The organism is Acidovorax sp. MR-S7, assembly GCF_000400995.2.
Taxonomy (GTDB): domain Bacteria; phylum Pseudomonadota; class Gammaproteobacteria; order Burkholderiales; family Burkholderiaceae_C; genus MR-S7.
In genome coordinates this window covers 46,967-58,764 of the sequence record NZ_DF238947.1, presented here as the reverse complement: position 1 = coordinate 58,764, position 11,798 = coordinate 46,967, and the positions used below count along the sequence as shown (strand labels likewise).

The 11,798-nt window shown below is 69.9% G+C and carries 10 protein-coding genes, 1 tRNA gene and 1 pseudogene; 5 read left to right on the top strand and 7 right to left on the bottom strand.

Going from position 1 to position 11,798, the window contains the following annotated elements:
- Positions 1-1,144: pseudogene (locus tag AVS7_RS15760) on the top strand (hypothetical protein); the annotation flags it as partial.
- A 164-nt stretch (positions 1,145-1,308) separates the two neighbouring features.
- Complete coding sequence (locus tag AVS7_RS15755) at positions 1,309-2,679, top strand: MATE family efflux transporter (RefSeq protein ID WP_020229303.1); 1,371 nt, start codon at positions 1,309-1,311, stop codon at positions 2,677-2,679.
- Here the strand turns inward: AVS7_RS15755 and phoR are convergent.
- The 7 genes from phoR to pstS form a co-directional block, all read right to left on the bottom strand.
- Positions 2,642-3,970, bottom strand: a complete 1,329-nt coding sequence (gene phoR, locus AVS7_RS15750; protein ID WP_020229302.1) for a phosphate regulon sensor histidine kinase PhoR — start codon at positions 3,968-3,970, stop codon at positions 2,642-2,644. The two genes, AVS7_RS15755 and phoR, sit on opposite strands and share 38 nt — an antisense overlap.
- Positions 3,971-4,096: 126 nt before the next feature.
- Entirely contained in the window at positions 4,097-4,816 is a 720-nt protein-coding gene (phoB, locus tag AVS7_RS15745; RefSeq protein WP_020229301.1) for a phosphate regulon transcriptional regulator PhoB, read from the bottom strand.
- An 18-nt stretch (positions 4,817-4,834) separates the two neighbouring features.
- Entirely contained in the window at positions 4,835-5,536 is a 702-nt protein-coding gene (phoU, locus tag AVS7_RS15740) for a phosphate signaling complex protein PhoU (RefSeq protein ID WP_020229300.1), read from the bottom strand.
- Between the two features lie 176 nt (positions 5,537-5,712).
- The gene (pstB, locus tag AVS7_RS15735; RefSeq protein ID WP_020229299.1) at positions 5,713-6,498 is read right to left on the bottom strand and encodes a phosphate ABC transporter ATP-binding protein PstB; all 786 of its coding nucleotides are present in this window, start codon (positions 6,496-6,498) and stop codon (positions 5,713-5,715) included.
- A gap of 18 nt (positions 6,499-6,516) precedes the next feature.
- Entirely contained in the window at positions 6,517-7,398 is an 882-nt protein-coding gene (pstA, locus tag AVS7_RS15730) for a phosphate ABC transporter permease PstA (RefSeq protein ID WP_020229298.1), read from the bottom strand.
- Positions 7,395-8,420, bottom strand: coding sequence for a phosphate ABC transporter permease subunit PstC (gene pstC, locus AVS7_RS15725; RefSeq protein WP_020229297.1), 1,026 nt, complete (start codon positions 8,418-8,420; stop codon positions 7,395-7,397). Before pstC ends, pstA begins: the two co-directional genes overlap by 4 nt.
- 73 nt (positions 8,421-8,493) lie before the next feature.
- Complete coding sequence (gene pstS / locus AVS7_RS15720; protein ID WP_024001670.1) at positions 8,494-9,534, bottom strand: phosphate ABC transporter substrate-binding protein PstS; 1,041 nt, start codon at positions 9,532-9,534, stop codon at positions 8,494-8,496.
- Between the two features lie 189 nt (positions 9,535-9,723).
- On the opposite strand from pstS, the gene AVS7_RS15715 reads away from it, so the two are divergent.
- The 3 genes from AVS7_RS15715 (at position 9,724) to AVS7_RS15705 (ending at position 11,516) form a co-directional block, all read left to right on the top strand.
- Positions 9,724-10,215, top strand: a complete 492-nt coding sequence (locus tag AVS7_RS15715; RefSeq protein ID WP_020229295.1) for a fasciclin domain-containing protein — start codon at positions 9,724-9,726, stop codon at positions 10,213-10,215.
- A complete protein-coding gene (locus AVS7_RS15710) occupies positions 10,212-11,357 on the top strand; it encodes an ABC transporter substrate-binding protein (protein ID WP_020229294.1) in 1,146 nt (381 codons plus the stop codon). The genes AVS7_RS15715 and AVS7_RS15710 overlap by 4 nt, the downstream gene beginning before the upstream one ends.
- Before the next feature lie 69 nt (positions 11,358-11,426).
- Positions 11,427-11,516 (top strand) — tRNA-Ser (locus tag AVS7_RS15705).
- The last annotated feature ends 282 nt before the right edge of the window (positions 11,517-11,798 follow it).

Genomic DNA, 11,798 nt, shown 5'->3' with positions numbered 1-11,798 from the left:
GGGGGGGGGGGGGGGGCGGGCGCCCGCCGCAGCGGCGGGGCTGTTCGGGCTGGTGCTGAGCGGCGCGCCCGCGCTGGCGGCGCTGCTGGGCCTGGGCGGCGCCTGGCTGGTGTGGCGCGAGCGCGGCGCCACGCTGCGCGCCCGCGCCGCGGGAGCCGGCGCGCTGCTGGGGCTGGTGCTGGCTTCGGCGGCGCTGGCATGGGCGCTGGGCCTGTGGGACTGGCGCGTGGTGAGCGCCGACGACGCCAAGGAATGGCACAGCCTGCTGCGCCTGTTCACCTGGTTCAGCTGGCCCGCCTGGCCGCTCGCGCTGTGGACGCTGTGGCGCTGGCGCCACCAGATCACCAGCCGCGCCTGGCACCGGCACCTGCTGCTGCCGCTGTGGTTCGCACTGGTGGCGGCGCTGGCCACCCTCACCACGCGGCCGGCCGACCGCGCACTGCTGCTGGGGCTGCCCGCCTTCGCGGTGCTGGCGGCCTTCGCGCTGCCCACGCTCAGGCGCAGCATCTCGGCGCTGATCGACTGGTTCACGCTGCTGTTCTTCAGCATCTCGGCCATCGCCATCTGGGTCATCTGGGTGGCAGTGCAGACCGGCGTGCCGGCCAAGCCCGCGGCCAACGTGGCCAAGCTGGCGCCGGGCTACGCGCCCGCGTTCTCGCTGCTCGCCTTCGGCGTGGCCCTGGCGGCCACGCTGGCCTGGTGCGCGCTGGTGTGGTGGCGCGCCGCGCGCAACCGCGCCGCCATCTGGAAGAGCCTGGTGCTGCCCGCCAGCGGCGCCACGCTGGGCTGGCTGCTGCTGATGACGCTGTGGCTGCCGCTGCTGGACTATGGCCGCAGCTTCGCGCCGCAGGTGGCCCGCGTGACGGCCGCGCTGGACGCCGCGGGCGCACGCGGCTGCGTGGCCGGCTACGGCCTGAGCCGCGCGCAGACCGCCGCGCTGGCCTTCCACGGCGGCCTGGACATGGTGGCCCCCGCCCAGGCGCAGGCCTGCGGCTGGGTGGTGGCCGATGCGGCCGCCGAGCCGCCCGTGCGCGCCGTGCTGCCCCCGGGGCAGTGGCGCAAGGTGGCCAGCGCCACCCGCCCCACCGAGCGCACCGACCGGCTGCTGATCCTCCAGCGCGTGATGGATGAAACACCCCCCTGAGCGGCTACGCCGCCTCCCCCCGCTCTCACGCTATGCGTGGGCAGGGGGACGCAGCCAGCGCGGCGGGGCGGCGCGGCCGGCTGAGGCCCTTGCGCGGCTGCCTGCGCATGGGGCGCGCCAGTTTCGTGGGCTGCGGATGGCGCGCCGCGTCATGGGAGACTGACATGCAGGAGTTGTCCGTCATCGCCCGCCACGCCGTCACGGTGCTGGCGGGGCAACTGGCCGTCATGGCCTTCGGGGTGACCGACACCATCGTCGCCGGGCGCCACTCGCAGGAATCGCTGGCCGCGCTGTCGATCGGCTCGGCCGTGTTCATCAGCGTCTACGTGGCGCTCATGGGCGTGCTGCAGGCGCTGCTGCCCGTCTGGGCCGAGCAGCGCGGCGCGCGGGCGCAGGCGGAGATCGGCGCCAGCCTGCGCCAGTCGCTCTACTTGTGGGCCGCGGCCTGCGTGCTGGGCATGGCGGTGCTGCTGTCGCCCGACGCCATCCTGCGCTGGACGCAGGTGCCCGAGGCGCTGCGCGGCCAGGTGCGCGAATACCTCGCCATCCTGGCCTTCGGGCTGCCGCCCGCGCTGCTGTTTCGCATCTACTCCACGCTGAACCAGGCGCTGGGCCGCCCGCAGCTCGTCACCTGGCTGCAGGTGGGGTCGCTGGCGCTGAAGGTGCCGCTGTCCATCTGGTTCACCTTCGGCGGCGCGGGCCTGGCGCCGCAGGGCGCGGCGGGCTGCGCCTGGGCCACGCTGGCGGTGAACTACGGCCTGATGGCGCTGGGCTGGCGCATGCTGCGCACACAGCCGCTGTATACGCCGCTGGCCCTGTGGCGGCCGCTGGAGCGGCCCGACGGGGCCCAGCTCGCGCGCTTCCTGCGGCTGGGGCTGCCGGCGGGGCTGTCGATCCTGGTGGAGGTGACCTCGTTCACGCTCATGGCGCTGTTCATCGCGCGCCAGGGGGCGCTGGCGGCGGGTGCGCACCAGATCGCCTCCAACCTGGCGGCGGTGCTCTACATGGTGCCGCTGTCGCTGGCGATCGCCACCAGCGCGCGCGTGAGCTTCTGGCGCGGCGCGGGCGACGAGCACCAGGCCGCCGCCGTGGCATGGAAGGGTTTCTGGCTCGCAGCGCTGATGGGCTGCGCGCTGGCAGCTATTTTGCTGATAGCGCGCCAGCCCGTCGCCGCGCTCTATTCGACGAGCGCCGACGTGGTGCGCCTGACCACCGCCCTGCTCGCCTGGGTGGCGGCCTACCACGTGGCCGACGCGCTGCAGACGCTGTGCATCTTCGTGCTGCGCAGCTACCGCATCACGCTGGCGCCTCTGGCGGTCTACAGCGTGATGCTGTGGGGCGTGGGGCTGGCGGGCGGCTATGCGCTGGCCTACCACGGCCTGGGCGGCTGGGGGCCGCTGCATTCGCCCGCGCCCTTCTGGGCGGCCAGCGCCGCGGCGCTGGCGGTGGTGGCGCTGGTGTTCTGGGCGCTGCTGGCCTATGTGCTGCGGCGCGTGCTCAGCGGCGTACGCGCATCGGTGGCAGATCCACGCTGAAGACGCTGCCCTGCCCCACCACGCTGCGCACGTGCAGCGTGCCGCCGTGGCGCTGCACCACGTGCTTGACGATGGCCAGGCCCAGGCCGGTGCCGCCGGTGTCGCGCGAGCGGCTGCGGTCCACGCGGTAGAAGCGCTCGGTGATGCGCGGCAGGTGCTCGGCCGCGATGCCGGGGCCGGTGTCGCTCACGCTGAAGCGGGCGCCGCCGCCTTCTCCCGCTTCCCAGGCCACGGTGATGCTGCCGCCCGCGGGCGTGTAGCGCACGGCGTTGTTGACCAGGTTGGCCAGGGCGCTCTGCAGCTCGGCCGCGATGCCCGCCACCTGGCCGGCGGCCTGGGCCTCATCGGGCGTGGGGAAGGCGATGCGGTGCGGCTGGGGGGCGCCCTGCGTCAGCATGGCCGACAGCGCCCGCGCCTCGTCCTCGCAGTGGCGCAGCAGCGAGGCCACGGGCACCCAGTCGACCAGGCCCGGCAGGGGGCTGCCTTCCAGGCGCGAGAGGGTGAGCAGGTCCTGCACCAAGTGGTGCATGCGCTGGGCCTGCTGGGACATCATGCCCAGGTAGCGCGCGCGCTCGTCGGCGCCGAGCTGCAGGGTCTGCAGCGTTTCCACGAAGCCCATGAGCACGGTGAGCGGGGTGCGGATCTCGTGCGACACGTTGGCCACGAAGTCGCGCCGCATGGCCTCGGCCTGCTCCAGCGCGGTGATGTCGCGCGACAGCAGCAGCTTGCGGCCGTCGCCATAGGGATGCAGGTGCATGGAGATGCGCACCGGCCGCGAGGGGGTGCTGGCGCGGCCCTGCAGGACCACGTCGCGCGTGAAGTCGTGCCCGGCGTAGTAGGCGCTGAAGTCCGGGTCGCGCACCAGGTTGCCGATGGACTGCAGCGCGTCGCGCTCGAAATGGATGCCGAAGTGCTCCTCCGCCATCTGGTTGCACCATTCGATGCGGCCTTCGGCGTCCAGCAGCGTCACGCCGTTGGGCGAGGCCTGCAGCGCGGCCAGGATCTCCTGCAGCCGCGCGTCGCTGGCCTGTTCGCGCAAACGGCCCTGGCGCACCAGGCGGCGCGCGCGGTCGGCTGCCTCGCCCCACATGCCGCGCAGGCGGGGGGCGCGGGCGGGGTCGCCCTCGCGCATCCAGGCCAGCACGCGGGCGCCGCGCCACAGGTCCCACGCGAACCAGACCCACGCCGCCGCGCAGGCGCCGGCCACCGCGCCCCAGGGGCCGGCCTGCCACCAGCCCAGGGCGGCACCCGCCGCCTGGCACAGGAAGAAGAAGAGAAAGCGCAGCAGCATGGGGCAGAAGGGTTTCGCTATTCAAAAAGGAGCTGGTGCCGCTGTCCAGACCTGGGTTTCAGATGAAAAAGCACCTGAAACCATTGTGCATCAAGCGCAAGCAGCTCACATTCTTGAAGCGCGCGCTCATGCGCGCATCCCGTCCTGCGCATCGGCCTGCACCTGGCCGGTGAGCCGGTAGCCCGCGCCGCGCACGGTCTCCACCATGCGGCCGGCGCCGCCCAGGGCCTCGCGCAGGCGCTTGATGTGCACGTCCACCGTGCGCTCCTCGATGAAGACGTGGTCGCCCCAGATCTTGTCGAGCAGCTGCGCGCGGCTGTGCACGCGCTCGGAGTGCTTCATGAGGTAGTGCAGCAGCTTGAATTCGGTGGGGCCCACCTTGAGCGGCTGGCCCTGGTAGCTGACGCGGTAGGTGGCGGCGTCGAGCACCAGCTCGCCGATGGCGACGCTGTCGCTCACCTGCTCGGGCGCGCGCCGGCGCAGCACGGCGCGGATGCGCGCCAGCAGCTCCTGCGTGGAGAAGGGCTTGGTGATGTAGTCGTCGGCGCCGGCGTCCAGGCCGGAGACCTTGTCGGGCTCGTCGCCGCGCGCGGTGAGCATCAGGATGGGGATCTGCTTGGTGCGCGCGTCGCTGCGCCAGCGGCGCGCGAGCTGCAGGCCGCTGGCGCCCGGCAGCATCCAGTCGAGCAGGATCACGTCGGGCAGCACTGCGTCGAGCTCGCGCTGGGCCGATTCGCCGTCCTCGGCCCAGATCGGCGCGAAGCCGTTGTGCCGCAGGTTCACGGCCACCAGCTCGGCGATGGGCGCTTCATCCTCGACGATGAGTACGCGGGGGAGTTTCTTCATGCGGTGGTGTGCCCTTCCTCAGGCCAGGGCCGACTCGATTTCCTCGAGCGTGGTGTGGCGCACGTCCTTGCCTTCGACCAGGTAGATGATGAGTTCGGCCACGTTCTTGGAGTGGTCGCCGATGCGCTCGATGGCCTTGGCCAGGAACAGCAGGTCCAGGCTAGCGGAGATGGTGCGCGGGTCCTCCATCATGTAGGTGATGAGCTTGCGCACGAAGCCGTCGAACTCGCGGTCGATGAGGTCGTCTTCCTTGAGGATGGCGACCGCCGCCTTGGTGTCCAGGCGCGCGAACGCGTCCAGCGCCTTGCGCAGCAGGCCCGAGGCCAGGTCGGCCGCCACGCGCAGGTCGCTGGAGGGCAGCGAGCGCGCGGCGCCGCTTTCGATGATGGAGCGGCACATGCGCGCCATGCGCGTGGCCTCGTCGCCCATGCGCTCCAGGTTGGCGATGGCCTTGGAGAAGGCGATCAGCAGGCGCAGGTCGCGCGCCGTGGGCTGGCGCCGGGCGATGACGGTGGACAGCTCGTGGTCGATCTCCACTTCCATGCGGTTCACGCGGCGCTCGAGCTGCTCGACCTGCTCGGCCGCCTCCATACTGAAGTGCGACAGCGCGTGGATGGCTTGGCGGATCTGCGATTCCACCAGCCCGCCGAGTTCCATCACGCGGGCGGAGATGCTGTTGAGTTCGCTGTCGAACTGGGAGGAAAGGTGCTTGTCGGTCATGTCTTTTTCCTTGAAATCAACGCCCAATGACGCAATGCTTTGCCCACATCGCATGCCACTGGCGCAACCCTGGCGAGGGCCACCGCGCAAGGGCCGCCCCGCCGCGCTGGTGGCGTCCCCCCCTGCGCAGCGCAGCGAAGCAAAGAGGGGGGAAGCGGCGAAGCCGCTCAGGGGGGTCATCCAAATCTTCCGGTGATGTAGTCCTCTGTCTCCTTGCGCTGCGGCTTGAAGAACATCTGCTCCGTGCGGCCGAACTCCACCAGGTCGCCCAGGTACATGTAGGCGGTGAAGTCGCTGCAGCGCGCGGCCTGCTGCATGTTGTGGGTGACGATGACCACGGTGTAGTCGTCCTTGAGCTCGGCGATCAGCTCCTCGATCTTGGCGGTGGAGATCGGGTCCAGCGCCGAGCAGGGCTCGTCGAGCAGCAGCACCTCGGGCTTGATGGCGATGCCGCGCGCGATGCACAGGCGCTGCTGCTGCCCGCCCGACAGGCCGGAGCCGCTCTGGTGCAGCTTGTCCTTGACCTCGTTCCACAGCGCGGCCTTGCGCAGCGCCCATTCCACGCGGTCGTCCATGTCGGTGGCGTTCAGGCTCTCGAAGAGCTTCACGCCGAAGGCGATGTTGTCGTAGATGGACATCGGGAACGGCGTGGGCTTCTGGAACACCATGCCGACCTTGGCGCGGATCAGCGCCACGTCTTCCTTGCTGGTGAGCAGGTTCTCGCCGTCCAGCAGGATCTGGCCCTGCGCGCGCTGCTCGGGGTAGAGCTCGAACATGCGGTTGAAGGTGCGCAGCAGCGTGGACTTGCCGCAGCCCGACGGGCCGATGAAGGCGGTGACCTTCTTCTCGGGGATGTCGAGGTTGATGTTCTTGAGGGCGTGGAACTTGCCGTAGTAGAAGTTCAGGTCGCGCACCGCGATCTTGGACGGCAGCGGCTCTGGGGTCTTGAGGGTGGTGGGCATGGGGTTCTTCCCGGATGTTTACTTCTGGCGGGTGACCACGCGGGCCAGGATGTTCAGGCCGAGCACGGCCAGGGTGATGAGGAACACGCCGGCCCAGGCCAGCTGCTGCCAGTTCTCGTAGGGGCTCATCGCGAACTTGAAGATGGTGACCGGCAGGCTGGCCATGGGCTTGGAGAGATCCCCGTTCCAGAATTGGTTGTTGAGCGCGGTGAACAGCAGCGGCGCCGTCTCGCCCGCGATGCGCGCCACGGCCAGCAGCACGCCGGTGATGACGCCCGCGCGGGCCGCGCGCAGCGTCACCAGGGTGATGACCTTCCACTTGGGCGTTCCCAGCGCGTAGGCCGCCTCGCGCAGGCTTGCGGGCACCAGCACCAGCATGTTCTCGGTGGTGCGGATCACCACCGGGATCACGATCAGCGCCAGCGCGATGATGCCGGCCCAGGCCGAGAAGCTCTTGAAGCGCGCCACGACCACGGCGTAGACGAACAGGCCGATCACGATGCTGGGCGCCGACAGCAGGATGTCGTTGACGAAGCGCGTGGTGCTGGCCAGCCAGCCGCGCGGGTCGTATTCGGCGAGGTAGACGCCCGCCATGATGCCGATGGGCGTGCCCACGAAGGTGGCCAGCAGCACCATGACGAAGGAGCCGAAGATGGCGTTGGCGATGCCGCCCGCCTCGTTGGGCGGGGGCGTCATCTGCGTGAACAGGGCGACGCTCAGGCCGCCCAGGCCCAGGCGGATCGTCTCCCACAGGATCCAGATCAGCCAGAACACGCCGAACGCCATCGCCAGCAGCGACAGGGTCAGCGCGATGCCGTTCAAGCGCTTGCGCGATGCGTAGCGCTGGGCGCGCACTTGCGCCAGTTCGGCGGCGGAGATGAGTTGGCGTGAGGTGCTCATGCGCGTGCTCCTTCGCCCTTCTTCAGGCGGGCCAGCAGCAGTTTGGACAGCGACAGGACGACGAAGGTGATGAAGAACAGCACCAGTCCCAGGTAGATCAGCGATGCCTGGTGCAGGCCTTCGCCGGCCTCGGCGAATTCGTTGGCCAGGGCCGAGGTGATGCTGTTGGCCGCCTCGAACACCGACAGGGAATTGAGCTGGTTCATGTTGCCGATCACGAAGGTGACGGCCATCGTCTCGCCCAGCGCCCGGCCCAGGCCGAGCATGACGCCGCCGAGCACGCCCGACTTGGTGTAGGGCAGCACGACCTTCCACACCACCTCCCAGGTGGTGGAGCCCAGGCCGTAGGCGGATTCCTTGAGCAGCGCGGGCGTGACCTCGAACACGTCGCGCATCACCGAGGCGATGAACGGGATGATCATGATCGCCAGGATGATGCCGGCCGACAGGATGCCGATGCCCACCGGCGGGCCGAAGACGAGCGCGCCCAGGTAGGGGACGCCGGAAAACAGCGATTGCAGCGGCTGCTGCACATAGGTGGCGAGGATGGGCCCGAACACCATCAGACCCCACATGCCGTAGACGATGGAGGGCACCGCCGCCAGCAGCTCGATGGCCGTGCCCAGGGGCCGCTTGAGCCAGGCGGGCGACAGCTCGGTCAGGAACAGCGCGATGCCGAAGCTCACCGGCACGGCGATCAGCAGCGCGATGAGCGACGTGGCCAGCGTGCCGTAGATCATCACCAGGCCGCCGTACTCGTTCTGCACCGGGTCCCAGGCACTGCTGGTCAGGAAGCCCAGGCCGTACTGCTGGATGGAAGGCCAGGCGCCGTACACCAGCGAGGCCAGGATGCCCAGCAGCAACGACAGCGTCAGCAGCGCCGCGCCGCGCGCCATCCAGCCGAAGATGCGGTCTGCGAGCACGCCCGAGACCATGGAGGAGCGCGGCGGCGGGGAGCTTCGGGAAGCGCCGCGCTCCGCATCGCGCGGCGGCGCCTGGTGGACTGGCAGCGTTGTGGACACGTCGGTTGCCTTGTGTGTGATGGGAGGAATCGGGGCGGCCCGCCGCGCCGGGCGGCAGGCCGGTGGCGCCAGCTTACTTCAGGGCGATGGCCTTGCCCGAGGCGTCCTTGATGCTGTCCCAGGACTTCATGATCACGCCCTTCACGCTCTCGGGCATGGCCACGTAGTCGAGGTCGGACGCGGTCTTGTCGCCGCCCTTGTAGGCCCATTCGAAGAACTTCAGCGCCGTGGCGGCCTGCACCGGCTTGTCCTGCGCCTTGTGCATCAGGATGAAGGTGGCGGAGGTGATCGGCCAGGCGTCCTTGCCGGGCTGGTTGGTCAGGATCTGGTAGAAGCTCTTGGCCCAGTCGGCACCCGCGGCGGCGGCCTTGAAGGAAGACTCGTCGGGCGAGACGAAGCTGCCGGCGCTGTTTTGCATCTGCGCGAAGGTCAGCTTGTTCTGCTTGACGTAGGCGTATTCCACATAGCCGATGGAGTTGGGCAGGCGGCCCACGAAGGCGGCCACGCCCTCGTTGCCCTTGCCGCCGGCACCCACGGGCCAGTTCACGGCCGTGCCTTCGCCCACCTTGGACTTCCACTCTGCGTTCACCTTGGACAGGTAGTTGGTGAAGCCGAAGGTCGTGCCCGAGCCGTCGGCGCGGCGCACGGGGGCGATGGTGGCGTCGGGCAGGCCCAGGCCGGGGTTCAGCGCCTTGATGGCCTCGTCGTTCCACTTGGTGATCTTGCCCAGGTAGATGTCGCCGATCACCTGGCCGCTGAGCTTGAGCTGGCCAGGCTGGATGCCCTTGATGTTCACCACGGGGACGATGCCGCCGATCACGGTGGGGAACTGAACCAGGCCCTTGGCCGCCAGCTCTTCGTCCTTGAGCGGCGCGTCGGAGGCGCCGAAATCCACCGTCTTGGCCTCGATCTGGCGCAGGCCCGCGCCGGAGCCCACCGACTGGTAGTTGATCTTCACACCCGTGGCCTTGTGGTAGTCGGCGGCCCACTTGGAATACAGCGGCGCGGGGAAGCTGGCGCCTGCGCCCGTCGCTTCCTGCTGCGCCCAGGCGCCAGAGAACGCACCCATCGCCACCACACCAGACACCAGAACCCGAATCGCGGAGAGTTTCATGAAAGAGCCTCTTGGTTGAAAAAACGCTATGCCGTGACTCTAGGAGGCGTTTGTGACATCGACATGACACCCCCGGATGACCGTCACACAGCGGCGCGGCCGGCCGCTGTCACGGCGCTGTCGCATGCGCTGCGTACGCTCCCGCCGCCGACTGCCGTCGGTCACAGACCCACCACACGGGAGAAAACCATGTTCCGCCGCTCTGCACTCCGAACCGTCCTGGCCCTGGCCACCGTAGCCACCCTCGGCGCCTGCGCCACCCCGGCCTCCGCGCCCGGCACGGTGTCCGCCGCCCTGGCGCGCACGCCCGCGCTGAGCACCTTCCACCGCCTCGCCGGCGAGGCCGGCCTGCTGGCCACGCTGGACGGCACGGGGCCCTACACCGTCTTTGCGCCCACAAATTCCGCCTTCCAGGCCCTGCCCCCCAAGACCCTGGACGCGCTCAAGGCCGACAAGGCCCAGCTCAAGGCCGTGCTGTCGCACCACATCATCGTCGCCCGCCTGGCCGCTGCCGACGCCAAGGCCGGCAAGCTCAAGACGCTGCAGGGCTCCGACATCACGCTCGCGCGTGCAGGCACCTTCCTCACGGTGGAGGACGCCCTCGTGGAGCAGGCCGACATCCGCGCCGGCAACGGCGTGGTGCACGCCATCGACCGCGTGCTGATGCCCCCGCGCAAGTGAGCACGGGCCAACGCAGCGCCATGGCCATCGCCGCCCTCCTCGCGCCGCGCCGCCGCGCCGTCCTGCAGGCCGCCGGCGCGGCCACTGCCGCCTGGGCGCTGCCGGCCAGGCCCGCGCGCGCCCAGGATATGCGCAGCATCGCCGTTGCGCAGATCGTGGACCTGTCGGCCCGGCACCAGGACGTGAGCCGCGACTTCCTCGTCGGCTCCCGCGCCGCCTGGGCCGCCTTCAATGCCCAGGGCGGGCTGCGCGGCAAGCCGGTGCAGCACCTGGTCCTGGAAACCGACGGCTCCGCCGCCAGCCTGCGCGCCGCATGGCAGACGGCGCACGCAGACCCGGCCTGCGTCGCCCTCTCCGGCTGCGTGGGCGACGGCACCGCCGCCGCCATTGCATCGCTGCAGCCCGCGGATGCGCCCCTGCCCCACGCTGCGCCGTGGCTGCACCGCCAGTGGCAGGACCCCGGCGACACCGTCTTCGGCATCTTTCCCAACTACCAGGCCCAGATCGCCCACGCCGTGCGATCGCTGTCCGTCATGGGCGTGCAGCAGGCGGGCGTGGTCTTCGCCCATGCGGACCTGCAGCGGCAACTGCAGGACTCCGTCACGCAGGCGGGCGCCGCCGTGGGGCTGCGCATGCAGAGCCTGCCCGCGGCGCAGCGCCACCCCGCGCCACCCGCCATCGTCCTCTTCGTGGGCGGCACGCCCGAACTGCACGACTACGTGCGCCGCATGGCCCTGCCCCAGGGACGCCAGTGCTACGTGATCGCGCTGGCCGACGTCAACCTGCAGGTGCTGGCCCAAATGGGCGGCCTGCACCGCAACGTCTCGGTGATCGCCACGCAGCCCGTGCCGCTGGTCACCGCCAGCCTGCCCGTCGTGCGGACCTACCGCGAGGTGATGGCCCGGCTGTACGACGAACCCCCGTCCCCCCAAGGACTGGCAGGCTTCATCGCCGCCCGCTACACGGCCGAGGTCCTGGCCTCCGTCACCGGCCCGCTGCACCGCGCCAGCGCCCTGGCCGCGTTCAGGAAGCGCTCGGAAGTCCAGGTGGGCGGCTTCGTGGTCGCCTACGAAGGCCGCCGCCTTGCCACCACCCACGTCACGCAAAGCATGCTGACCACCGATGGCCGCATCGTCGGGTGAGACGGCCGGCGGTTCGCGCCTGGTTCTTTCCCGAACGCGGCCCGAAGTCCTGCTACAATAGCGGGCTTCGGAGAGGTGGATGAGCGGTTTAAGTCGCACGCCTGGAAAGCGTGTGTGGGCTAATCCCCACCGCGGGTTCGAATCCCGCCCTCTCCGCCAGTAAGCAAGCAAACAAGCGCCTCTCGGGGCGCTTTTTTGTTTTGTATGCCATTTGGTAGACCTTTTTGTCTTGGATGCTACAGGCAGCTTTCGGCCATCCTTGGCATTCCAAATGCCGCGATCCATCAAATTTCTACGAGGTGCTTGGCCCGGTCCGTGGGACCTTCAGCCCCTCACCGCACGGCGAACACGATGGACTGCCTAAAATTTTGATTTGCGCATCCGAGTCAATCCGCGCTACACTGGAGTACACGGGACATCTTAAGTCCGTGTCGTCAGCAT